The organism is Lysobacter koreensis, assembly GCF_042677045.1.
Taxonomy (GTDB): Bacteria; Pseudomonadota; Gammaproteobacteria; order Xanthomonadales; family Xanthomonadaceae; genus Lysobacter_K; species Lysobacter_K koreensis.
This window is the reverse complement of the sequence record NZ_JBHTIH010000004.1, coordinates 1-24088: the sequence shown is the minus strand read 5'-3', so window position 1 is coordinate 24088 and position 24088 is coordinate 1. Positions and strand designations below refer to the sequence as shown.

General features: G+C 70.3%; 19 protein-coding genes and 1 pseudogene. 12 read left to right on the top strand and 8 right to left on the bottom strand.

Translation table 11 applies throughout. The features are described from left to right. Positions 1–139 precede the first annotated feature (139 nt). From ACFQZQ_RS09790 to ACFQZQ_RS09775, 4 genes are all read right to left on the bottom strand, one after another. Positions 140–730, bottom strand: a complete 591-nt coding sequence (locus tag ACFQZQ_RS09790) for an outer membrane beta-barrel protein (RefSeq protein ID WP_386812605.1) — start codon at positions 728–730, stop codon at positions 140–142. A gap of 205 nt (positions 731–935) precedes the next feature. Beyond that, positions 936–1520: an OmpO family porin gene (locus ACFQZQ_RS09785; protein WP_386812604.1), complete on the bottom strand. Its 585-nt coding sequence runs from the start codon at positions 1518–1520 to the stop codon at positions 936–938. A gap of 192 nt (positions 1521–1712) precedes the next feature. Next, entirely contained in the window at positions 1713–2177 is a 465-nt protein-coding gene (trmL, locus tag ACFQZQ_RS09780; protein ID WP_386812603.1) for a tRNA (uridine(34)/cytosine(34)/5-carboxymethylaminomethyluridine(34)-2'-O)-methyltransferase TrmL, read from the bottom strand. A gap of 250 nt (positions 2178–2427) precedes the next feature. Further along, on the bottom strand, positions 2428–3126 hold the full coding sequence (locus ACFQZQ_RS09775) for an SDR family oxidoreductase (protein ID WP_386812602.1): 699 nt from the start codon (positions 3124–3126) through the stop codon (positions 2428–2430). 178 nt (positions 3127–3304) lie between these two features. On the opposite strand from ACFQZQ_RS09775, the gene ACFQZQ_RS09770 reads away from it, so the two are divergent. The 3 genes and pseudogenes from ACFQZQ_RS09770 (at position 3305) to ACFQZQ_RS09760 (ending at position 8126) form a co-directional block, all read left to right on the top strand. After that, positions 3305–6199: a M16 family metallopeptidase gene (locus tag ACFQZQ_RS09770; RefSeq protein ID WP_386812601.1), complete on the top strand. Its 2895-nt coding sequence runs from the start codon at positions 3305–3307 to the stop codon at positions 6197–6199. Positions 6200–6522: 323 nt separating this feature from the next. Next, positions 6523–6840, top strand: a pseudogene (locus ACFQZQ_RS09765) (DUF4156 domain-containing protein); the annotation flags it as partial. Positions 6841–7106: 266 nt separating this feature from the next. Further along, positions 7107–8126, top strand: a complete 1020-nt coding sequence (locus tag ACFQZQ_RS09760) for a 3-oxoacyl-ACP synthase III (protein WP_386812600.1) — start codon at positions 7107–7109, stop codon at positions 8124–8126. 108 nt (positions 8127–8234) lie between these two features. Here the strand turns inward: ACFQZQ_RS09760 and ACFQZQ_RS09755 are convergent, their stop codons facing one another. Beyond that, the gene (locus ACFQZQ_RS09755; protein WP_386812599.1) at positions 8235–9242 is read right to left on the bottom strand and encodes a hypothetical protein; all 1008 of its coding nucleotides are present in this window, start codon (positions 9240–9242) and stop codon (positions 8235–8237) included. Positions 9243–9370: 128 nt separating this feature from the next. Here ACFQZQ_RS09755 and ACFQZQ_RS09750 point away from each other — a divergent pair, with 128 nt between their 5' ends. The 6 genes from ACFQZQ_RS09750 to ACFQZQ_RS09725 all read left to right on the top strand — a co-directional run bounded on the left by ACFQZQ_RS09750 (position 9371) and on the right by ACFQZQ_RS09725 (position 17917). Further along, the gene (locus ACFQZQ_RS09750) at positions 9371–10222 is read left to right on the top strand and encodes a M15 family metallopeptidase (protein WP_386812598.1); all 852 of its coding nucleotides are present in this window, start codon (positions 9371–9373) and stop codon (positions 10220–10222) included. A gap of 126 nt (positions 10223–10348) precedes the next feature. Beyond that, entirely contained in the window at positions 10349–10612 is a 264-nt protein-coding gene (locus tag ACFQZQ_RS09745) for a PAAR domain-containing protein (RefSeq protein ID WP_386812597.1), read from the top strand. Between the two features lie 65 nt (positions 10613–10677). Continuing rightward, complete coding sequence (locus tag ACFQZQ_RS09740) at positions 10678–12171, top strand: hypothetical protein (RefSeq protein ID WP_386812596.1); 1494 nt, start codon at positions 10678–10680, stop codon at positions 12169–12171. 18 nt (positions 12172–12189) lie between these two features. Beyond that, on the top strand, positions 12190–16026 hold the full coding sequence (gene tssM / locus ACFQZQ_RS09735) for a type VI secretion system membrane subunit TssM (RefSeq protein ID WP_386812595.1): 3837 nt from the start codon (positions 12190–12192) through the stop codon (positions 16024–16026). Next, positions 16026–17093, top strand: a complete 1068-nt coding sequence (gene tagF / locus ACFQZQ_RS09730; RefSeq protein ID WP_386812594.1) for a type VI secretion system-associated protein TagF — start codon at positions 16026–16028, stop codon at positions 17091–17093. Before tssM ends, tagF begins: the two co-directional genes overlap by 1 nt. Before the next feature lie 2 nt (positions 17094–17095). Beyond that, positions 17096–17917: an OmpA family protein gene (locus ACFQZQ_RS09725; protein WP_386812593.1), complete on the top strand. Its 822-nt coding sequence runs from the start codon at positions 17096–17098 to the stop codon at positions 17915–17917. Positions 17918–18119: 202 nt separating this feature from the next. Here ACFQZQ_RS09725 and ACFQZQ_RS09720 read toward each other — a convergent pair whose 3' ends face one another. Next, complete coding sequence (locus tag ACFQZQ_RS09720; RefSeq protein WP_386812592.1) at positions 18120–19550, bottom strand: coniferyl aldehyde dehydrogenase; 1431 nt, start codon at positions 19548–19550, stop codon at positions 18120–18122. Positions 19551–19589: 39 nt separating this feature from the next. Between ACFQZQ_RS09720 and ACFQZQ_RS09715 the strand changes: the two genes are divergently transcribed. Next, positions 19590–20138, top strand: coding sequence for a gamma carbonic anhydrase family protein (locus ACFQZQ_RS09715; protein WP_386812591.1), 549 nt, complete (start codon positions 19590–19592; stop codon positions 20136–20138). A gap of 77 nt (positions 20139–20215) precedes the next feature. Here ACFQZQ_RS09715 and ACFQZQ_RS09710 read toward each other — a convergent pair whose 3' ends face one another. Both ACFQZQ_RS09710 and aroE read right to left on the bottom strand, forming a co-directional pair. After that, the gene (locus ACFQZQ_RS09710) at positions 20216–20470 is read right to left on the bottom strand and encodes a YkgJ family cysteine cluster protein (RefSeq protein WP_386812590.1); all 255 of its coding nucleotides are present in this window, start codon (positions 20468–20470) and stop codon (positions 20216–20218) included. A gap of 67 nt (positions 20471–20537) precedes the next feature. Next, a complete protein-coding gene (gene aroE, locus ACFQZQ_RS09705) occupies positions 20538–21413 on the bottom strand; it encodes a shikimate dehydrogenase (RefSeq protein ID WP_386812589.1) in 876 nt (291 codons plus the stop codon). Positions 21414–21457: 44 nt separating this feature from the next. On the opposite strand from aroE, the gene ACFQZQ_RS09700 reads away from it, so the two are divergent. Next, on the top strand, positions 21458–22357 hold the full coding sequence (locus ACFQZQ_RS09700; RefSeq protein WP_386812588.1) for a TolB family protein: 900 nt from the start codon (positions 21458–21460) through the stop codon (positions 22355–22357). Positions 22358–23836: 1479 nt separating this feature from the next. Further along, positions 23837–24088: thioesterase family protein (locus ACFQZQ_RS09695; RefSeq protein ID WP_386812587.1), on the top strand; the 252-nt coding region annotated here is incomplete at its 3' end.

The following is a 24088-nucleotide window of genomic DNA, read 5'->3' as shown; positions in this document are numbered from 1 at the left end:
CTGATCCTGTGGTTGGACTACCCGCATCGAAGTCGACGCGGCGCGCGACCTTAGCCCAATCGTCCTGCCGTCACAATGAGAAAAAGGTCACAAAAAAAGCCCGGCCGAAGCCGGGCTTGGGTGTCGCGGAAGCGCTGGATCAGAAGCTCGCGCGCACGCCGACCAGGTACTTGCTGACGTCGTCGCCGGCTTCAATCTCGCCCACCACGCCCCAAGTCGGGTTGAACTTGAACTGCGCGCCCACGGTGCCGGAGAAGTCGCCGTCGAAGTCGCCGCCGTCGGTATAGCTGCCCTTGACGTAGCCTTCGAAGTTGTCGGCCAGCAGGCCGCGGACGCCCACGCTGACGCGGCCGCCGGCGGCATCGTCGGAACCGAAGCCGTCGAACTCAACCTCCTGGCGCAGGTAGCTGACTTCGGTGACCAGGTCGGCGCGGTCGCTCAGGCCGTGCCGGTAGCCCAGGCCGAACTGCAGCTCGCTGAAATCGACGTCCATGCTGTAGTCGTCGTTGCTGACGTTGCCGTAGCCGCCGAGCAGGTAGAGCGACTCGCTGATCGCGGCCGAGCCACGGATCTGGAAGCCGTCGAAGTCGATCTCGCCGGCCAGCGCAGCGCCGGTGTCGATCTCGACGTTGGCGTAGCCGCCCTCGATGTAGGTGTAGTTGAGCTCGCCGGCGGAGGCGGCGAACGGTGCGGCGGCCAGCAGCAGGGCGAGCGTCAGATGCTTCTTCATGGAATCCCCAAGAGTTGGATGGTGCAAAGCCGGAAAGCGGCCGGCGCACACTAACGAAACTTTCACAAAAATGTAAAGAAGGCGTGAAGCAATCTGCGGCATTCGTTCAGGAAGACGCGTTGCAGGCAAAAAAAGCCCGGCCGGAGCCGGGCTTTACATCGCGAAGTTCGGGGGAGAGAGAGATCGCGATTGGTACTGCTATTGCTTAGAACGTGACGCGCGGGCCGATGAAGTACTGGGTGTCGCCGTCGGCGAACTTGACGTCACCGGTCAGGCCCCAGGTCTGGTTGAACTTCACCTGGGCGCCAACGCGGCCGTAGAAGTCGCCTTCGCGATCGTTGCCGTTGAAGTCGTCGCCGTCTTCGAAGCCGGCCAGGGCGTAGCCCTCGAAGTTCGGGGTCAGCGCGCCGCGCACGCCGGCTTCGACGCTGTAGCCGTCGGCTTCGATGTCGTTACCGAAGATGTCCTGGCCGGCATCGATCTTCTCGTAGGCGACGCGGGTCACCAGGTCCGCGCGCGGCGAGATCTCGTGGTTGTAGCCCAGGCCGACGCGCCACTGGTCGAAATCGATGTCGGTGTCTTCGATCTCCTGGTTGCTGTAGCCGCCGAACAGGTGGAAGTTCGGGGCGATCGCACCGGAGCCGTTGATCGCGAAACCGTCGGCATCGGCGCCGTCGGTGCTGGTCGCGGCGTAACCGCCGTCGACGTAGGTGTAGGAGATGCCTTCGGCGGCAGAAGCGGCGAACGGCAGGGCGGCCATCAGGGTCAGGGCAAGCAAGGAACGCTTCATAAGGTCTCAGCCTCTTTTGGTTTTGGTGGCCCGGTACGGCGCCTCGGGGTGGGGCGCGTTAAGTTCCGGTTAGCGCAGTATCCGCAGCCGACCCAAATCCCGGCTGAATAGTGAACTCAAAAGTACAGGAACTAACCCGCAGCTGAACGGTCGCGGCGGAATTCACGACGCCGTGATGGCGGCACCGGCCAGTCAGGCACCGCCGGCGAAACTGCACTGGCGCCACGCCTCGAACACCACCACCGCGACCGCGTTGGATAGGTTGAGGCTGCGGTTGTCGGGGCGCATCGGCAGGCGCAGGCGCTGGGCGGCGGGGACCGCGTTGAGCACCGCCTCGGGCAGGCCGCGGGTCTCCGGGCCAAACAAGAACGCGTCGCCGGCGGCGTAGGCCGGGCGGTCGTGGCGCACCGTGCCGCGGGTGCTGAGCGCGAACAGCCGCGGTGGCGCGATCGTCGCCAGCGCCAGTTCGAAGCTGTCGTGGACCTGCACGCTCGCGTACTCATGGTAGTCCAGCCCGGCGCGGCGCAGCTGCTTGTCCTCGAGGCTGAAGCCCAGCGGACGCACCAGGTGCAGGCGCGCGCCGGCGTTCGCGCACAGGCGGATCACGTTGCCGGTGTTGGGCGGGATCTCGGGCTGGTAGAGGATGACGTCGAACATTGGGACATTATCCTCGCGTCGCACTTGGCTCCCTCCCTTGCGAAGCAGGGGAGGGTTGGGGAGGGGTTTCAGCCGGAGCCTGCGTTATTCCCAGGCACGCGAAGTAAGGAGCACCCCCTCCCTACCGTGCGGCCCGCAGGTACAGCATGGGGTCATTCGGCGGCCGGCAAGCCGATGGCTTGCAAGCGGGTCTCCTCATCCCCCTGCGAAGTGCGCAATGGGAGGGGTCTGGAGAGCACCATCGTCTCCATCACCACGGCAGCGATTGTCCGTCGTGGTCGAGGAAGCGGCCGCTGTCGGCGAGCGTCGCCGCGTCGATCACCTGCAGCAGCGACGCCACCGCCTGGGTCGCGCTCAGCGGCGCGCCGGCGCCGCCCATCTCGGTCTGCACCCAGCCGGGGTTGAGCGCGAGCACCACGATCCCGCGCTCGCGCAGGCCGTGCGCGAGCAGCGCGCTGGCCATGTTCTGCGCGGCCTTGGAGATCGCGTAGCTGGGCGTGCGGAACGCCTCGAGTTCGGCGATCGAGCCCCAGCGCGAGGACAGGTTCGCGACCTTCGCACCGTCGGCGAGCAGCGGCGCGAGCGCCTGGCTCAGCAGGAACGGGCCGGTGGCGTTGGTGTGCAGGCTGTCGTCGAGGTTGGCCGCCGGCACCGCGCCGAAGCGCTCGCCCGAGTGGAGCACCCCGGCGTTGTTGACCAGCAGGTCGAGGCCGTCGCAGACCAGCGGCAGTTCGGCCACCAACGCGGCGCGTGACTTCGCGTCGGCGACATCCAGCGGCAGCAGGTGCAGGCGGCCGGGGTGGTCGCCGGCGAGCTGGTTGAGCGCGTGCGCGCGCCCGGGTTGGCGGCAGGCGGCGACCACGCGCTCGCCACGGGCGAGCAACTGGCGGCAGAACTCGAGGCCGAGGCCGCGGTTGGCGCCGGTGACCAGGCTGCGATGGGCGGGCATGCGGCACCTCGGCGGCGGGGCGGGCGCCCAGTGTAAGCAGCGCCTGCGGCCGCGCCCGTCATGGGGGACTTGTGGCCTAGTGTCCGGGCCGCTGGGCGTCGCTACGATGGCTGGTCGCCCGCACCCAGTCCGGGCCGCCATCACGCGCGCGCGCATCGCGCCAGCCAGGAGTCCTTCCATGTCCGCAGCTTCCACCCCGCGCGCCGCCGCGCTTGCCTTGGCCCTCGCGACTGCGATCGGCGGTTTCGCGTTCGCGCCGACCGTCGCGGTCGCCGCGCCCGGCACCGGCAAGGCCGCCGCCAGCAGCATCGAGATCCCGTTCGAGGAGTTCACCCTGCCCAACGGCCTGCGCGTGATCGTGCACACCGACCGCAAGGCGCCGATCGTCGCGGTCAACCTGTGGTACCACGTCGGCAGCAAGAACGAGCAGCCTGGCCGCACCGGCTTCGCGCACCTGTTCGAGCACCTGATGTTCAACGGCTCGGAGAACCACCGCGACGAGTTCTTCGCGCCGTTCGAGCTGGTCGGCGTCACCGACCAGAACGGCACCACCAACCAGGACCGCACCAACTACTTCCAGAACGTGCCGACCACCGCGCTCGACATGGCGCTGTGGATGGAGTCCGACCGCATGGGCCACCTGCTCGGCGCGATCGACCAGAAGACCCTCGACGAGCAGCGCGGCGTGGTCCAGAACGAGAAGCGCCAGGGCGAGAACCAGCCCTACGGCCGCCGCATCACCGCGCGGATCTTCGAGGCGCTGTACCCGGTCGGGCATCCGTACCACTGGCAGACGATCGGCTCGATGGCCGACCTCGACGCCGCCGCGCTCGACGACGTCAAGACCTGGTTCAAGAGCTGGTACGGCCCGAACAACGCCGTCCTGGTGCTGGCCGGCGACATCGACGCCAAGACCGCGAAGGAAAAGGCCCTGCGTTACTTCGGCGACATCCCGGCCAGCGCCACGCTCAAGGACATGCCGACCCAGATTCCCAAGCGCAGCCAGGACACGCGCGAGATCGTGCCCGACCGCGTGCCGCAGGTGCGCATCTACCGCGCCTGGCCGGTGGCCGAGAACGGCAGCCAGGACAGCACCTTGCTGACCCTGCTGAGCCAGGTGCTCGGCGGCAGCGCCTCGTCGCGCCTGGACACCCGCTTGGTGCACGGCGACAAGCTGGCCGACAGTGTCGGCACGCACGCCTGGAACAGCGAGATCAGCGGCACCTTCTTCATCACTGCCGACGTCAAGCAGGGCGTCGATGCGGCGAAGGTCGAGCAGATCCTCGATGAGGAATTGCAGCGTCTGCTGCGCGAAGGCCCGACCGCGGCCGAACTCGAGCAGGCCAAGACCGCGATCCGTGCCGACTTCGTGCGCGGCATCGAGCGCATCGGCGGTTTCGGCGGCAAGTCCGACGTGCTGGCCGAATGCGCGGTCTACAGCGGCACGCCGGATTGCTACCGCGAGGAACTCGCCACGCTGATGAACGCGACCCCGGCCAGCGTGCAAGCGGCCGGCAGGAAGTGGCTCGGCACCGGTTCGCACACGCTGACCGTGCAGCCCGGCGACAAGCCGGCCTCGTCGCTGCCCGAATCGGTCGCGGCCGCGCCGGCCACCGCGCCGGCGGCGATCCCGCCGGTCGACCCGAAGTTCAAGACGGTGAAGTCCGACGTCGACCGCAGCGCCGGCGTGCCGAAGACCGCCAGCTTCCCCGACCTGAAGTTCCCGGCGCCGCAACGCGCCACGCTGTCCAACGGCATGCAGGTCGCGCTGGTCGAGCGTCACGAGGTGCCGGTGGTGCAGCTGGTGATGGAGTTCCCGGGCGGCTACAGCGCTGACATCGGCAAGAAGCTCGGCACCGCCAGCTTCACCATGGCGATGCTCGACGAGGGCGCCGGCGACTACGGCGCGCTGCAACTGGCCGCGCGCAAGGAGGCATTGGGTGCCGAGTTGTCCGCCAGCGCCGGCCTCGACAGCGCGTCGATCAGCCTGTCCGCGTTGACCGACAAGCTTGGCCCGTCGCTGGACCTGATGGCCGACGTGGCCCGCCGCCCGACCTTCGACGCGGCCGAGTTCGAGCGCGTGCGCGCGCAGTGGCTGGCCGGCATCAAGCAGGAAAAGGCGCGGCCGCAGACCGCCGCGCTGCGCGTGCTGCCGCCGCTGCTGTACGGCGAGGGCCACGCCTACGCGATCCCGTTCACCGGTTCGGGCACCGAGGCCTCGATCGCCTCGCTGACCCGCGACGACCTGGTCGCGTTCCACCGCAACTGGCTGCAGCCGGAACAGGCGCGGATCGTGGTGGTCGGAGACACCACCCTGGCGCAGATCCTGCCGCAGCTCGAACAGCGTTTCGGCGACTGGAAGGCCCCGGCCGACGCGCCGCAACTGCCGGCCGTGGCCACCGTCGCGCGCCCGCAGGCACCGCGCGTGTTCCTGGTCGACCAGCCCGGCGCGATCCAGTCCAACCTCTACGTCGGACAAGTGGTGCCGCCGACCGGCGACGCCGGCACGATCGATTTCGACTTCGCCAACGGCGTGCTCGGCGGCGAGTTCAGCTCGCGCCTCAACATGAACCTGCGCGAGGACAAGCACTGGGCCTACGGCTCCTACAGCGGCGCCACCAACGCCAAGGGCCAGCGCCCGTGGATCGCGTCGGCGGCGGTGCAGAGCGACAAGACGGTCGAGTCGATCGCCGAGCTTAAGCGCGAGATCACCGCGTTCGCCGCCGGCCAGACCGCGGTGACCGAGGCCGAAGTCGCCAAGATCAAGGCGAGTAACACGTTGAGCCTGCCCGGTGGCTACGAGACCGCCTCGGCCGTGCTCGCCCAGGTCGCCGGCAACCTGCGCTACGGCCGCCCGGACGACTACATCCTGCAGTACAAGGCCCGCAACGAGGCGATGACCGCGGCCCAGGCGCAGGCCGCAGCCAAGGTCATCGACCCGAACGCGGTCACCTGGGTGGTGGTCGGCGACCTGTCCAAGATCGAGGCGCCGGTGCGCGCGCTGAACCTGGGCGTGGTGCAGGTGCTCGACGCCGACGGCAAGCCGGTGGTGGGCAAGACCGCGGCGAAGTAGGCGCCGCTTCCCTTCGTGCAGCGCAGGGAACGGCCAGCCGCGCCCTCGCCTGCGAAGCCGGGGAGAGGTGCTTTTCGCGCCGCGTGGCGAATCCAAAGCACCCCCTCCCAACCTCCCCCTGCGCTACGCGCAAGGGGAGGGGCGAGAGGCGTTGCGCTGCGCGCTAGCGGGCGCAGCGATCGCCGGCTTCTGGCTTCTGGCTCCCTCCCTTGCGAAGCAGGGGAGGGTTGGGGAGGGGTGCTCTTGCCCTTTGCTTCATTCATGCGCACGCAGCCACAATCGGGTGCGTTCTTTCTTTTCTGCGTCGCTTCGTCGGGATCCCCATGCGCAAACTTCTCCTCGGTTTCTCGCTCGCCGTCCTCGCCAGCGGTTGCACCTGGGTGCACATGGCGCCCGGCGCCAGCGCGGTGCGGGTGCTCGGCCCCGGCGCCGCGCCGAGCGGCTGCGAAAAGCGCGGCGAGATCGCGGTATCGGTCAAGGACTCCATCGCCTTCTACGAGCGCAACGACCTGCGCGTGCGCGAGGAACTGGAAACTCTCGCCCGCAACGAGGCGCCGGGGCTGGAGGCCGACACCATCCAGCCGTTGGCCGCACCGGCCGACGGCGAGCAGCGCTTCGGCGCGTGGCGCTGCGGCGCGCGCGTGGCGCTGGCCGCGCCGGTGCGAAACCCGGACAGCGCCGCCCAAACCTACCCGGTGCGCCACTAGCGCCCGACCCGATCGGTGGCGGGCTGCACCCTCACCCAAGCGGGCCGGGCGGGTAACCGGTTCAGGATTTCCGGACCTTCTAGGCCCATGCAGGCGCCCCCGATCGCCTGAACCGCTCAGTCGCGAGGCAGTCCCGGCGGATGCGGGCGACCCGCTAAAACGTTAAGCTTTTGTGTTCTCACGCCACCGGTTCGCCGCCCATGCTGTTCCAACACGTCGCCATCGCCGGCCTCGCCCACATCGACGCGCCGCGTCGTCTGAGCACCGACGAGATCAACGAGCGGCTGCAGCCGACGCTCGACCGCCTCGGCATCAAGGTCGACGTGCTCAAGGACATCGCCGGCATCCACGCCCGCCGCCTGTGGGACGACGACAGCGTGCTGTCCTCCGACGTCGCCACCCTGGCCGCGATCAAGGCGCTGGCCGATGCCGGCATCGCGCCCGACCGCGTCGGCCTGCTGGTCAACACCTCGGTCAGCCGCGACTACCTGGAACCGTCCACCGCCAGCATCGTCAGCGGCAACCTGGGCCTGTCCGAGCTGTGCCAGAACTTCGACGTCACCAACGCCTGCCTGGCCTTCATCAACGGCATGGACATCGCCAGTCGCATGATCGAGCGCGGCGAGATCGAGTACGCGCTGATCGTCGACGGCGAGACCGCCGGCCTGGCCTACGAGAAGACCCTCGAGCGCCTGACCGCGCCCGATGTCACCGAGGAGGCGTTCCGCAACGAGCTCGCCACCCTGACCCTGGGCTGCGGCGCCGCGGCGATGGTCATGGCCCGCACCGAGCTGGCGCCGGGCGCGCCGCGCTACCGCGGCGGCGTCACCCGCGCCGCCACGCAGTGGAATGGCCTGTGCCGCGGCAACCTCGACCGCATGGTCACCGACACCAAGATGCTGCTGATCGAGGGCCTCAAGCTCGCGCAGAGCACCTGGATCGCGGCCAAGAGCGCGCTGGGTTGGGTCGCCGACGAACTCGACGAATTCGTGATCCACCAGGTCTCGCAGGTCCACACCAACGCCTTCATCAAGGCGTTCGGCATCGACAAGAAGAAGGTGCTCACGATCTTCGGCGAGCACGGCAACATCGGCCCGGCCTCGGTGCCGATCGTGCTGAGCAAGCTGCGCGAAATGGGCCGCCTCAAGCGCGGTGACCGGGTCGCGTTGCTCGGCATCGGTTCGGGCCTGAACTGCTCGATGGCCGAGGTCGTCTGGTGAGTCGAGACTGCGGCGCCGGACCACAGCCAGCGCGCTAGCGCGCCAGCGCGACAACGAAAAGCCCGGACACTCGCGTGCCCGGGCTTTTTCATGGACGACGGTGCGGACTCAGCGGCGGACCGGGGCCGGGCAGGCCGGGTCCTGGCCGGCATGGTTCGCGCAGACCTTCTGCCGGCACGCCAGCCCCTGGCGGGTATTGGCGCGCGGGCATTGCCGCAGCTTGGCCTGGATCTGGCCCGAGCGTTCGGTGTCGATTGCCGGTGTGGCCCCGGCCGCCGCCGCACGGTTCGAGCGCAGCGCACGGGCGCCGGCCACCGCGGTCGCGGTCGCCGCCTGGCTGTCGCGGTCGCGCACCTGGCGCACCAGCGAGTCGAGCGCGTCCTGGTCGCTCCCGGCCTGCGGCCGCTGCAGCACCGAGAACGGCGCCGGATCGGCGCGCGCCGGCGTCGCCGCGACCGGCGGTGCGCTGTTGCGCTGTTCGATGTTCTTCAACAAGGTCGCCAGCAGGTCTTCGTCGCCGCTGCGTTTGCTGGTCGCGGAAGCAAGCGCGGGCTTGGGGGGCGCGGCGCTGGCACTGGCGGTGGGTTGGGCGCGTAACGCGAGGGGACGCGACGCCGGTTTAATCGACGGGGGATTCGCCGGGCGCGACGCGACGGCCGCCGTTGCGGATGGCGCTGCGGCGGCGAATGGATTGTCCGCGGCGGAACGGGCCGTCGTTGCGCCGTCGGTTTCGTTGGTCGGCGTGTCATCGGCCGCGACGATCATCGCCGCGTCGGGCGCAGCGGCTGCAGACCTCGGAACGCTCGCAGCCGGCACGGGCAGGCCGGGTATTTCGATCTGAGCGACCGACATGTCTTGTCCGGCGCTGTCTTCGGCGCGTCCGCCGAACCACCAGAACCCCGCCAGCAGCGCCACCACGGCCACGCCCGATGCCAGCAGCAACGGGCGCGGCTTGCGCACGCGAGCCGGGCCGCGCCGTGGGGCGCGGTTTTCCATGTCTGCTAAAATTCGCGGCGCCAAGGGGGCGGCGGAACGGTCTTCGCCGCCGCTCAACAGGCTGGGGCGATGGGGCTTGGCGTCTTGCCGATCCACGTGGACTCCTTCCTTGTCCGGCATGTCCAGTCCGGCTTCGGCCGGACCTGCGTGCGCCTGCATTCTGAACACGCGGTCGCGGCGCCGTCAATTCTCGATACCAGGGACGGTATGTGGTGATTGCAGTGGCGGTGGCGGTTTTCTTTGGGTTGATGTCGGCCGCCGCCTGGCTGCTGCTGTTCCCGGCCGCGCGCGACAGCGCCGCGGCCGGCATCGGCCGGCTGCGCGCGCGGCTGGCGACGATCGGCAGCCGCGTGCAGGCCCGGGCCAGCATCCGCGCCCACGATTCCTCGCCCTCGGTTCGCCACGCCGGCGCGCGCGCATGGCGCGGGTTCTCGCGCCACCGCGCCCTGCTGGTCGGCGGCGCCCTGCTGCTGGTGCTGCCGCCACTGCTGGTCTTGCAACTGCGGCAGAAACCCGAGCTGGAAAGCTACGAAGCCACCGAGCTGGCGGTGTCCAACCCGCAGATCCTCGAACTGCTGCGCGGCGAGCGCTTGGTGCCGCCGCCGGAGCTGCCGCCGGAGGTGTTCGTCGCCGCTGAAGCGGTGTTGCTGGAGATGGGCCCGGCGGCGGTCGCGCCCGAACGCATCGTCAGCGCCGACCGCAAGTGGGACCGGATCGACGCCGCGTTCCAGCAGCGCGTGCTGGCCGTGTACCAGGTGATGCGCGAGCAGTACGGCTACGAGATGGTGCTGGTCGAGGGCTACCGCAGCCCGCAGCGGCAGGCCGAGCTGGCGCGCAAGGGCCGCGGCACCACCCGAGCCGGCGCCGGCCAGAGCTGCCACCAGTACGGCCTGGCGGTCGACAGCGCGCCGCTGCGCGACGGCAAGCTGCAGTGGGACATGCAAGACCCGTGGACCCGTCGCGGCTACTTCCTGTACGGGGAACTGGCGCAACAGGCCGGGCTGGAGTGGGGCGGCGCCTGGCGCAGCCTCAAGGACTACGTGCATCTGGAATCCAAGCACGCGTGCCGTGCCGCCCGGCGCGCCGCGCGCGCCGGCTGATTGCGGCGGTCCGCTCCGGCCAGGCGCACGGGGGCGGGTGCGCTCGTCGCGCCAGTCCTGCTATCGTCGCGTCCGGCGTCAGGAAGCGCCCGCCCGCAAGGGTTTTTTCAGCCAGGGAGCACGGCCGTGTCAAAACCCTTCATCGTCCTGGGCGACAAGACCGATCACGGCGGCGTGGTGGTGTCGGTCGGCGCGCAGACCGACATCGCCGGCAAGCTGGTCGCGCGCGTCGGCGACCAGGCCACCTGCCCGAAGTGCAAGGGCGTGTTCCCGATCGCCGCCGGCGACCCCACGATCCTCATCGACGGCCAGCCGGTCGCGCGCCACGGCGACAAGACCGCGTGCGGCGCGACGTTGATCTCGGCGCAGGTGCAGGTCTTCGTCGGCTGAGGCGCAGGAACCATGGATGGTGATGAGCACGATGTTGCCGACGCCCGGAGCGAGGGCATGAGCCGATGAAGGCCGCGACGGTGCTGCGACGGACCGCGGCCGCGCTGCTGGTGTTCGCGCTGGTCTGGTGCGCGGTGGTGCTGGTGTGGCGCGCGCGCGCGATCAGCCCCAGTGCGGGCGATATCGGCCTGTACCTGGTCGCGTTGCCGTTGGGCCTGGTCGGCTCGTACTGGCTGCTGCGTTGGGGGCTCGACACGCGCCGAGCCAAGCAGGCCGCGACCGCCGAAGGCGCCGCGCTCGCCGGCACCGACGGCAGCGAACCGGCGCAGGTTGACCATCAGTTGCACGTGCTGGCCAGCGCGTTGCTGCTGCGGGCCGGTGCCAACGCCGACGAGGTCGCGCAGGCACTGGTCGAGCCGCAGCGCCCGTCGCTGCACCCGACGTTGAAGAACGACGCCGGCATGCCGGTGTTCGTCGCGTCGGTCGAGGGCCTCGAGCCCGATCCCGTGGCCGACGCCTTGCGCGCGGTGCTGGCTGACGGCGCGGACTTCGAGCAGCTGTTCGCCGAGGAGCCGCAACGCGCGCTGGCGTTGCTCGATCCTGTCGCCGAGGAACTGTTGCTGGTCGCGCTGCCGCCGGTCGACGAGGCGTTCGACCCGTACGCCGCGCCGAAGCCGCGTCCTGCCGGCCGCGGCGTGCTGCGCGTGCGCGTGCTGCTGCCGTCGGCGTGGCCGGCGCCGGCGCGTCAGGCCACCGCCGACTGGTTGCAGGCCAAGGCGACCGCGATCGGTTACCTCGCCGACGATATCCGCGTCGAAGCACTGCCGGTCGCGCAGCCCGGCGAGGTCTGGCGACTGCTCGACCATCTCGCCCAAGCGCAGGCGCGCGCCTCGCTCGATGACGGCGTGCCCGCCGATGGCGCGCACGACCGCCACCTGCTGCTCGCCGCGCACTCGCTGGTCGGCGAGCACAGCATCGAGCAGCTCGGCGAACGCCGGCAGTTGCTCGGCAGCGGCCACCCCGAAGGCCTGGTGCCCGGCGAAGGCGCGGCCGGCGTGCTGCTGTCCGGCCCGGTGCTGGCCATCGACCCCGACGCGCCCGCGCCGCTGCGCCTGCACCGCGTGGCCCACGGCGCCTCGCACGCCGACCCGCACAGCCGCGCCGCGGTGCGCCACGCCAGCGAGCTGCTGCAACGCGCGCTGGCGCTGTCGGCGCAGGCCGGCGACGGCATCGCCACCGTCGCCAGCGACGCCGACCACCGCCCGAGCCGCGCGGTCGAGATCGCCGGCGCGGTCTCGGCGGTGCTGCCCGAACTCGACCCGGTGCAGCACTGCCGCCACCTCGGCCTGGCCTGCGGCGAGCTCGGTGCGGTCGCACCGGTTGCGCTGCTCGCGCTGGCCGCCGCGCAGTGCGCGCACGACGCCGCGCCGGTGCTGGCGATGGCCCTGGCCGACGCGCACGCGCGCGCCGCATTCGTGGTCTCGCCGCTGCCGGTGGCGGTCGAGCCACTCCCATTTTCCCCCGACCAGCAGGCCGTCGCGCCTGCGGTTCCCGCTTGACGATATGGACGTTTCGGCATGAGCAGTCTCTGGTACCAACTTCGCTACTGGCTGACCGACTACCGCGTGGTCGCCGCGATCGGCCTGGCCGCGGTGGCCGCGGTCGCGTACTTCGGCAAGGACAAGCTGATGGCGATGGGCGGCTGGGCGCTGGTGCTCGTGGTGCTCGCGCTGCTGGTGTGGCTGCTGGTCACGATCGTGCGCCGGGTGCTCGCGCACCGCGCCGCCAAGCGCCTGGACGCGATGGTCGCGACCCAGGCGGACCTTGCCGTGGCCAGCGCCAAACCCGCCGCGCGCGCCGACGCCGAGGTGCTGCGTGAGCGCATGCACGAGGCGGTCAAGGCGATCAAGTCGTCCAAGCTTGGCCAGATGAAGGGCAGCGCCGCGCTGTACGAGCTGCCGTGGTACGTCATCATCGGCAACCCGGCCGCCGGCAAGAGCACCGCGATCCTCAACTCGGGCCTGCGCTTCCCGTTCGAGGACAACCGCAGCAACGTGATCCACGGCCTCGGCGGCACTCGCAACTGCGACTGGTACTTCACCACCGAAGGCATCGTGCTCGACACCGCCGGCCGCTACACGGTTAGCGCCGAGGACCGCCTCGAGTGGCTGACCTTCCTCGACCTGCTCAAGAAAAACCGCCCGCGCGCACCGATCAACGGCGTGATCATCGCCGCCTCGATCGCCGAGCTGTCCGGCAGCAAGCCCGAATTCGCGATCGACCTGGCCAAGAACCTGCGCCAGCGCGTGCAGGAACTGACCGAGCGGCTGGAGGTGTTCGCGCCGGTGTACGTGGTGTTCACCAAGGCCGACCTGATCGCCGGCTTCAACGATTTCTTCCAGGGTCTGGATCCGTCCGAGCGCGAGAACGTCTGGGGCGCGACCCTGCCGTTCGATCCCGCGGGCGCCAGCGACGCGCTGGCCGCGTTCGACGCGCATTTCGACGAGCTGTCCGACGGCCTCAAGGAAATGAGCCTGGCACAGATGGCGATGCACCGCGGCCGCGAAGTCGCGCCCGGCCTGCTGACCCTGCCGATGGAATTCGCCGGCATCAAGCCGGCGCTGCGCACCTTCATCGCGACCCTGTTCGAGGAAAACCCCTACCAGTTCAAGCCGGTGTTCCGCGGCTTCTACTTCACCTCCGCGCTGCAGGAAGGCGTGTCGGCGCAGCACGCGTCCGAACGCGTCGCGCGCCAGTTCGCGCTCGCGCCGCGCGGCGCGCAGGCGCCCGAGCGGCATCCGGCGGCGGCCAGCGGCCACTTCCTGCTCGGCCTGTTCCGCAAGGTGATCTTTGCCGACAAGCAGCTGGTGCGGCAGTACTCCAGCCCGAACCGCAACAAGCTGCGCTACGCCGCGTTCCTGGGTTCGATCGCGCTGCTCGCGATTGTGCTGACCGGCTGGACCTGGTCGTACACCGGTAACCAGCAGCTGGTCGCCAACGTCAGTGCCGACCTCGACAAGGCGGTGGCGATGCAGAAGGACCGCGTCGACCTGCAATCGCGGGTCGAGGCGCTGCTGATCGTGCAGGATCGCATGCAGCAGCTCGAGCGCTACCGCGACGACCACCCGCTGAGCCTGGGCCTGGGCCTGTACCAGGGCGACAAGCTCGAGACCAAGTTGCGCGCCGAATACTTCGGCGGCATGCGCCAGCTGATGCTGGCGCCGGTCAGCGCCAAGCTCGAGAGCTACCTGGCCGACGTGGTCGCGCACCGCGGCGAGCTCAAGCCGATCGCGGCCACCGACGCCGGCGCTGACGGCAACGCCGCCACGCCCGCGCAGTCGACCGCGTCGCTGTACCAGGACGCCGCGCCGACCGACACCGACGCGGCCTACAACGCGCTCAAGACCTACCTGATGCTCGGCGACCGCGCGCGCGTCGAGTCGGCGCACCTCAACGACCAGCTGACCCGCTTCTGGCGCGGCTGGCTCGAGGGCAACCGCGGCACGATGTCGCGCGAGGCGATGCTGCGCGCGGCCGAGCGGCTGATGAGCTTCTACGTCGCGCAAGCCAAACACCCGAGCTGGCCGCAGATCGACCCCAAGTTCAGCCTCGTCGACGACAGCCGCCAGGCCTTGCGCCAGGTGATGAAGGGCACGCCGGCGCAGGACCGCGTGTACGCGATGATCAAGGCCAAGGCCGCGACGCGCTTCGCGCCGATCACCGTCGCCGGCCTGCTCGGCGACGAGCAGGGCAAGGGTTCGGCATTCCAGGAAGGCGTTGCCGGCAGCTACCAGGTCGCCGGCACGTTCTCGCGCGCGGCGTGGGACGACTACGTCAAGGACGCGATCCAGCAGGCCGCCAACGAGGAGCTCAGCAGCACCGACTGGGTGATCGAGGCGACCGTGCAGGACGACCTGACCCTGGCCGGCAGCCCCGAGCACATCGCCAAGGAGCTGACCGCGCTGTACAAGGCCGAATACGCGCGCGAGTGGCGCAAGTTCCTGCTCGGCGTGACGGTCGCCGAGTTCGGCGCGTTCGATCAGGCCGTAGCGCAGATGAACCGCATCGGCGACCCGACCAACTCGCCGCTGCGCAAGCTGCTCGAGGCGGTCAACCGCGAGACCATCTGGGACAACCCGCAGGCCGCGAACCAGACGCTGGGCGCCGCGAAAAAGGGCTTCCTGGCCTGGTTCGAGCGCGTGATCATGCGCCGCAACCACACCGGCATCCCGGTCACGATCAACCCCGACACCGGCAAACCGGTGGCCGTCGCGATGGGCCCGATCGGCAAGGAATTCGAAGGCCTGGCGCGGTTGCTGGTGGCGCGCGAGGGCAGCCCGCCGTTGCTCAACATGTACTTCGACGCGCTGGGCAAGCTGCGCACGCGCCTCAACGCGATCAAGACCCAGGGCGACCCGGGCCCGGGCGCGCGCAAGCTGATGCAGGAGACCCTAGACGGCAGCGGTTCCGAACTGGCCGAAGCGCAGCGCCTGGTCGACGAGCAGATGCTCAACGGCCTCAACGAAGGCCAGCGCCAGGCGCTGCGCCCGCTGCTGATGCGGCCGCTGGTGCAGAGTTTCGCCGCGCTGGTGCGCCCGGCCGAGGGCGAGATCAACCGCACCTGGACCGCGCAGGTGTACCAGCCGTTCCAGGACGGCATCGCGCAGAAGTACCCGTACGCGCCCGACGCCACGGTCGAGGCCGCGCCGGCCGACATCGCCGCGATCTTCGGCCCGGACGGCGCGATCGCGAAGTTCAGCAACGACGCGCTCGGCACGCTGGTGATCCGCCGCGGCAACACCATGACCCCGCAGCGCTGGGCCGAGATCGGCATCAACCTGCGCCCCGAGCTGATGACCGGCTACGCCGGCTGGATCGCGCCGGTCGGCGGCGCGGGCGCCGGCGCAGGTGGCGGCGCAACCGATGCGCGCACCACGATCTTCGAGGTGCTGCCGCTGCCGGCAGCGGGAATGATCAGCGAGTACACGCTGACCATCGACGGCCAGCAGCTGCGCTACCGCAACACGCCGCCGCAGTGGACCACGTTCACCTGGCCGAACCCGCAGGGCACGCCGGGCGTGCGGGTCAGCGCGCTGGGCGCCGACGGCCGCAGCATCGAGGTGCTCAATGTGCCCGGCCAGCAGGGTCTGGCGCGGTTGTTCGACGCCGCGCAGCGCGTGACCAAGGGCCGCGACCACTACCAGCTGACCTGGAACGCGAATGGCGCCTCGGTCGGTGTCGAGCTGCGCATCATCTCGGCCAGTCAGGCCGGCCAGGCGCAATCGACCGGTGCGATGCGCGGGCTGAAGTTGCCCGACGTGGTCGCCGGCGCCGCGCCTGCGGTCGTGGCCCCCGACACGGCGATCGGCGCGACCAGCCCCGCGCCGGCGCCGGCCACCACGGGAGCGCCGTGATGCTCGCCGTCGAGTCCGCGTTGCCGGTCAGCTACTTCGGCAAGCTGCCGTCGCGCGGCGATTTCGTGCGCACCCCGGAAAGCCACCAGCTGATGGTGCTGCTCGACCGCTGGGCCGGCCAGGGCGTCGAACTGCTGGCCCAGGATCCGGACTGGAAGCAGCTCTACGATCGCGCCGCCCCAATGCATTTCGCGTTCCTCGGCTCGCGCAGCAAGCTCGCGATCGGCGGCCACTTCCTGCCCAGCCGCGACGCGTCCGAACGCCGCTTCCCGTTCCTGTCGGCGAGCCGGCTCGAAGTCGCGCAACCGCTGGGCTTCATTACCCGCAGCCCGCTGGCGTTGTCGCGGCTCTGGGCCAGCCTCGCCCGGCTCGGCCAGCACGCGCTGCACGCCGACGACGCCGGCGAGCCGCTGCGCGAACTGGCCGAGAGCCGGATCGCGGTCAACCCCGACCACGCGATGTACGACGCGCCGTTCGCCGACTTCCTCGACATGCAGGACATCGGTTCGCTGCAGGCGCTGCTGCGCGACTCCGGCCACGCCCACGTGCAGCTGAAGTGGCTGCTGCCGGCGCTCGGCCTGCTGCTGCAGCCGGTGCTGACCGGCGGCGCGGCGCGGATCGACAAGGGCCTGGCATTGCCGCTGCCGCGCGACGCGCTGTACCGGCCGCTGGTGGCGGCGTTCTGGCTGGATCTGGTCAGCGGCTTTATCGGCCGCGCCGACTTCGAGCTCGCGATCCTGATCAAGGATGGTGCGAGCAGAAACGTGCACGACGCGCACGACGGTCCCGCACCGGCCCACGGCACCGCCGCCGATGGCAGCCGCCCCGGCGACCGCGCCCCGCAGTTGCTGGTCGGCTTCAACGGCGCCGACGGCCGCATCCTGCAGGCCGCGCTCGACCCGCGCGTCGCCGCCGAACACCTCATCCGCATCGACGACGCCGACTGGGTCGAAGACCACGTCGCCGGCGACTACGCGCTCAACAAGCTCGTCAGCTACCTCGAGCGCGACGCACTGTCGCTGCGCGTCGCCCGCAAGGCGTTCGGCGAAACCTTCCTGGGAACCTGAGCATGCACCGCACCCTGCCCCGATCACTGCCGTTCCGTTCGCTGCTCGCCGCCGGCCTCGGCCTGGCCATCCTCGCCGTGCACGCGCAATCGGTCGCGCCGACCGCGGCGCCGGCCGCCTCGAATTCGCAGCAACCGGTGATCGCCGCCGGCACCGTGCCCGACGAGGCCACCAAGGCCGCGGTGCTCACCCGCCTGCGCGAGCTCTACGGCGCCCAGCGCGTGGTCGACCGGATCGAGGTCGACGCGGTGGTCGCGCCGCCGAACTGGCGCCAGCACGTGGTCGCGATGCTCGACCCCGACCTGCAGCAGGTCTCGACCGGCAAGCTCGAGATCAACGGCAACGCGGTCCGCGTCAGCGGCCAGATCGGCAACGAACTGCAACGCCAGCAGCTGATCAGCGCGCTGGCCACCCGCCTCAACAAGAGCTTCACCGTCGACGGCAACGCGCTGCGGGTCGGCGACGGCGCCAAGCAGAACCTGCTCGACCAGGCGCTGGCCGACCGCATCATCGAATTCCAGAGCGGCAGCGCGACGCTCGCGCCCAGCGGCCAGGCGATCCTCGAGGAGATGGCCGCCGCGCTCAAGCAGATCGGCAACGCGCGCGTGCAGGTGATCGGCCACACCGACGCGGTCGGCGTGCGCGAGGCCAACGTTGCGCTGAGCATGGCCCGCGCGATCGCGGTCAAGGCCTACCTCGAGCAGCGCGGCGTGGCCGCGGCCAACCTCAGCGTGCAGGGCCTCGGCCCCGACCAGCCGATCGCCGACAACGCCACCGCCGACGGCCGCGCGCGCAACCGGCGGATCGAGTTCCGGGTGTTGTAGGCGCGGATTCTTTTGGGTTGTGGAGTCGAGCGCCGAGCAGGCTCGGTGCTACCAAGGTCTCCGCACCTTCTGCTCGTCATTCCTGCGAACGCAGGAATCCAGTGACTTTTCTCGCCATACGCGAGTCGCCGCGCGGAGCCTGCGTTCGCAGGAATGACGAGCGGGGGTTGGTCGCTTGAGCTGATTCGTGCGCGAGTCGTGGTTACTTCGCCAGCCACCGCACCAGCCGATCCACCCGCCCGCGATACGGCGGCTTGAGCCAGTCGCTCGCGGCCAGGCGGCGCTGGCGGAACACCGGCAGCGCCTTGCTGAAGGCATCGAAGCCGGTCTTGCCGTGGATCGCGCCGATGCCGCTGGGGCCGATACCGCCGAACGGCAGGTCGTGCACGCCGAAGTGCACCAGGGTGTCGTTGACGGTGACGCCACCGGCCAGGGTGCCGGCGACGATGCGCTCAATGTCGTCGCCGCGGAAACCGAACGGGTACAGCGCCAGCGGCCGCTCGAGCGCGTTGATGCGGCCGATCGCCTCGTCCAGCGTGCGGTAGGACACGATCGGCAGGATCGGGCCGAAGATCTCGTGGCGCATGACGTCGGCGTCTTGGCCCGGCTCCAGCACCAGCACCGGCGGAAAGATGCGCTGCGCGGCGCGGGCGCGCGCGGTGGCCTCGTCGGCGGCGAACGGTTCTATCACCTCGATATCGCGCGCGTGCGCGTCGTCGATGTAGCCGCGCAGGCGCGCGAACTGGGCGTCGCTGATGATGCGGGTGTAGTCGTCGGTGCTGAATGCGTCGCCGTAGCGCGCGCGCAGTTCGGCCTGCAGCGCCGCGACCAGTTCGTCGCGACGACCCGCGTCGACCAGCACGTAGTCCACGCCGATGCAGGTCTGGCCGGCGTTGAACCACTTGCCGGTCGCGATCCGCGCGGCGGCAAGTTCGGTCGGGAAATCGCTGCACACCAGCGCCGGTGCCTTGCCGCCCAGCTCCAACGTGACCGGGGTCAGGTTGGGCGCGGCCGCGGCCATCACCTTGCGGCCGACCGCGGTCGAGCCGGTGAACAGCAGGTGGTCGAACGGCAGCGCCGCGAACGCCGCCCCGACCTCCGGCCCGCCGAGCGCGACCGCGACCCGCTCGGCCGGGAACACCTCGCCCAGCAACTCGCGCAGGAACGCCGACGTGCGCGGGGTGTGCTCCGACGGCTTGAGGTAGGCGTGGTTGCCGGCCGCGATCGCCGACACCAGCGGCACCAGCGCCAGGTTCACCGGGTAGTTCCACGGCGACAGGATGCCGATCACGCCGACCGGTTCGGGCCGCACCTGCGCGCTGGCCGGCCAGAACTTCCAGCCGACCGCGGCGCGCGTGGGTTTCATCCAGCGGCGCAGGCGCGCGATCGCGTGGTCGATCTCGGACAGCGTCACCATCGCCTCGGAGATCAGGTTCTCGTGCGTCGATCGGTGGCCGAAGTCGGCGCGGATCGCCGCGTCCATCGCCGGGATGCGTGCGCGGAACGCATCGCGCAGGCGCTCCAGGTCGCCGCGGCGCTGCGCGTAGTCGGGCTTGCGCGCCTGCCAGGCCGCGCGCAGGCGTTCGCGGGTGGCGGCCAGTTCGGCGGGAGTGGCGTCGGCGGTGATGTCCATACGCCGCAGTGTAGTGCCGCCCCGGCTTAGAATCCCGCCATGAGCCTCCGCCCCTACCTCGACCAGTTCCCGCAACTCGGCGCGCGCGTCTACGTCGACTCCGCCGCCAGCCTGATCGGCGACGTCGTGCTCGGCGACGACGTCTCGATCTGGCCCGGCTGCGTGGTCCGCGGCGACGTCAACTTCATCCGCATCGGCGCGCGCACCAACATCCAGGACGGCACCATCGTCCACGTCAGCCACGACGGCCCGCATGCGAAGCTCGGCGGTTTCGCCACCGTGATCGGCGACGACGTCACCATCGGCCACAAGGCGATCATCCACGCCTGCCGGATCGAGGACGCGGCGCTGATCGGCATGGGCGCGATCGTGCTCGACGGCGCGGTGGTGCGGAAGCACGGTTTCGTCGGCGCCGGCACCCTGATCTCGCCGGGCAAGGAGGTCGGCGAGGGCGAGCTGTGGCTCGGCAACCCCGGGCGTTTCGTGCGCAAGCTCAGCGACGCCCAGATCGAGGCGCTGTACTACTCGGCGCAGCATTACGTGCGGCTGAAAGACCACTACCTCACCGGCACGAAGCCGCTTGCGTAGGATGGGTTGAGCGCAGCGATACCCATCGGCTCGCACGATCCACGGCGAGATGGGTATCGCCTTTGGCTCAACCCATCCTACGGTTGCGTGGCCAGCTCCAGCGCATCGAGGATCGCGAACGCGTCCTCGCGCCGCGCCCCGCACATCTCCGCCGACGGCCGCAACGACGCGCAAAACGATGGCCGTTCGGGTTTGCCGAACAACTGGCAGCGCAGCTGCGCGTCGAGCTGCACGCACGCCACGCCGGCCGGCTTGCCGTGCGGCATGCCGGGAATCGGTGAGGTGATCGACGGCGCGATGCAGCACGCGCCGCACAGCGCGCGGCAATCCATGGGTCTATTCCTGGGGGCTTTTCCCCCTCCTTTTTCAAAGGAGGGCCGGGGAGGATTTGCTTCTGCCTCAATCCGCCGTAACCAGCGCAGCATGGCGTTCGTGCAGCGACGCGTACACCGCATCGGTCTCCGGCCGCACCCCGTGCCAGCGCGCGAAGCTCTCGGCGGCCTGCTCGACCAGCATGCCGAGGCCGTCGACGCGGTCGTGCGCGCCGGCCGCGCGCGCCCACGCCAGGAACGGGATCGCGACCTCGCCGTAGCTCAGGTCGACCGCCGCGGTGCGCTTGCCGCACAGCCCCATCGGCAACGACGGCAACGCCGCGTCGCGCGCGGCCGAGGTCGCGTTGACGACCAGGTCGAACGTGCCCAGCGCGACCAGGTCGTCGAAGTAGCGCGGGTGCACGCGCCCGGGCTGGCCCAGCGCATCGGCCAGCGCGTCGGTGCGCTCGGGCGTGCGGTTGACGATGAACAACTCGCCGATGCCGGCATCGAGCAGCGCCGGCGCCACCCCGCGCGCGGCGCCGCCGGCGCCGATCAGCAGGGTGCGGCGCGCGCGCAGGTCCAGGCCGTGGCGCTCGGTCAGGTCGCGCACCAGGCCGGCGCCGTCGGTGTTGTCGCCCTCCCAGCCGGTGGTGCTGCGGACCAGGGTGTTGACCGCGCCGGCGCGGCGCGCGCGCTCGGTCAGCGTGGTGCACGCGGCGGCGGCGCGCGCCTTGTGCGGCAGGGTGACGTTGGCGCCCAGGCCGCCCTCGGCCGCGAACGCCGCGAGCGCGGCGTCGAACTGCTCGTCGGTCGCGTCGATCGCGCTGTACTCCAGCGCGATGCCGAGCTGCTTGCCGAACGCGGCGTGGATTCGCGGCGACAGCGAATGCGCGACCGGGTGGCCGATCACCGCATAGCGTTTGGCCGCGTCGGGATTCGTGACGGGGGCGGAAATCGGCATGGCGGCGCCTCGCTAGACTCGTTGGTAACCAAGGGAGACGCACGATGCGACGTGGCACGGCCTTGCTGAAGATCATTTTACTCCCGGGCCTCTTAACGGCCGGACTCGCGCACGCGTACCTGTCCGAGTTCGGCATCGAGGGCATGGGCGTGGTCTCGACCAAGGCCAGCGAAGTGCGCGGCAGCGTCAGCCCGGACGGCCGGCGCATCGTCTGGGGCAGCACCGACCGCAGCGGCGGCGCCGGCGGCGGGGACCTGTGGCAGGCCACGCTCAAGGACGGCCGCTGGCAGGACGCCAAGCCAGTGCCGATCAACTCCAAGGCCAACGACTTCGCGCCGCTGTTCAGCGGCAACGGCCACTGGCTGTACTTCGTTTCCAACCGCCCCGGCGGTCGCGGCGGCGACGACCTGTACCGCGCGCCGGTGCGCGCCGACGGGTCGTTCGGCCAGGCCGAGAACCTCGGCGCCGGCGTCAACGGCGCGGGCGACGAACGCGCGCCGACCCCGAGCCGCGACGGCCAGCAGCTGCTGTTCGCCAGCGACGGTCATGGCGGCGCCGGCCGCCACGACCTGCTGGTTGCGCGCTGGGACGGCCAGGCGTTCGTCGATCCGAAGCCGGTGCCTGGCGTGAACACGAAAGCCGACGAGTTCGACGCGGCCTGGCTCGGCAACGGCGAGGCGATCGTGTTCGCGCGCTCGGACGACGCCGACGCGCAACCGATCCGCCTGTTGCTCGCCCAGTGCGACGGCCGCCGCTACGCCGACGCGGCGCCGCTGAAGCTGTCGTTCAACAGCGCCGACGCACGCACGCTCGGCCCGGCGCTCGACTGGAACAAGCCCGGCGAGCTGCTGGTCAGCGGCAGCGCGAAGTCGCCGAAGGCCGGCCAGCTGGACCTGTACCGGATGAAGGCACCGGCGGTGACCGGCAAGCCCGGCTGCGTCTGACTCCCTCCCTCGCGCAGCAGGGGGCCAAGCGGCCGGCACGCTGTGGATTCGCTCCCTCCCTTGCGAAGCAGGGGGCGAGGCGGGGCGCTTGCGAGCCATTGGCTCGCGCCCCGGTGAGCGCCGACGGGCTATGCCCGTCGGCCGGACGGGTTGGGGAGGGGTGCTGTTCGCGCCACGTCGCAAAATCCAAAGCAGCCCCTCCCAACCTCCCCCTTCGCTACGCGAAAGGGGAGGAGCAAAGCGGTCCGCACGCTCTGGATTCGCTCCCTCCCTTGCAAAGCAGGGGGCGAGGCGGGGCGCTTGCGAGCCATTGGCTCGCGCCCCGGTGAGCGCCGACGGGCTATGCCCGTCGGCCGGACGGGCGGGGGAGGGGTGCTTTTCGCGTCGCGTCGCAAAATCCAAAGCACCCCCTCCCAACCTCCCCCTTCGCTACGCGAAAGGGGAGGAGCAAAGCGATCCGCAAGCTCTGGATTCGCTCCCTCCCTTGCGCAGCAGGGGAGGGCTGGGGAGGGGTGCTGTTCGCGCCGCGCCGCAAAATCCAAAGCACCCCCTCCCAACCTCCCCCTTCGCTACGCGAAAGGGGAGGAGCAAAGCGGTCCGCACGCTCTGGATTCGCCCCCTCCCTTGCGCAGCAGGGGGCGAAGCGGGGCGCTTGCGAGCCATTGGCTCGCGCCCCGACGAGCGCCGATGGGCTGTGCCCGTCGGCCGGACGGGTTGGGGAGGGGTGCTCTTCGCGTCGCGCCGCAACTCCAAAGCACCCCCTCCCAACCTCCCCCTTCGCTACGCGAAAGGGGAGGAGCAAAGCGGTCAGCACGCTCTTGATTCGCCCCCTCCCTTGCGCAGCAGGGGAGGGTTGGGGAGGGGTGCTCTTCGCGAGGAGCCACCACGCCACCAGACCCCGTAGGCGGGTTGCAACCCGCCGCTGCGCGCCCGGCGCGTGACTCCACTCCTCCGGAACAGTCACCGCCACCCTCCAGAGCAGTCCCCCGATACCCCGAGAGCGGCTATCGCACCGCTCCAGAGCGGTTGTTCGATACCTCGAGAGCGGCTCCCCCATACCTCGAGAGCGGCTACTTAGCCGCTCTAATTCGATTCCGCGACCCTCGAGAGCGGCTACTTGACCGCTCTAATGCGGTTCCGCGACCCTCCAGAGCGGCAACTTCACCGCTCTAAAGCGATTCCCCGACCCTCGAGAGCGGCTACCAAGCCGCTCCAGAGCGGTTCCCGAACCCTCCAGACCGGTTCAACGGGGCTCCAGAGCGGTCATCGCACCGCTTGGAAGCGGTTGCGTGGCGCACCGGAGCGGCGGGGCGACCCGTTTCCCGGCTCGCAAACCCCGACCAGGAGCCGGCGGGTTGAAACCCGCCCTACGAGGCGGGTGCAACAATCCACCCAGGCAGGCCGAACCCGCTTCGCGGTCCGGCATGCGCCCGGCGTCAGCGGCAGGCCAGCGGCGGATGGCGGCCCATGGAGGCTCAGGTGTTCGAGAAGCGACTCATCGCCGGTTGGGGCGACATGGACTTCAACTCCCACATGCGCAACACGGCCTTCCTCGACAAGTCCGCCGACGTCCGCATGATGTTCTTCGCCGAGCACGGCTTTCCCACCCACGAGTTCGCGCGCCGACAGATCGGCCCGGTCGTGCGCAAGGACGAGATCGAGTACTTCAAGGAGATCCGGCTGCTCGAAGAGTTCCGGGTCACCCTCGCCATCGCCGGACTGGCCGAAGAC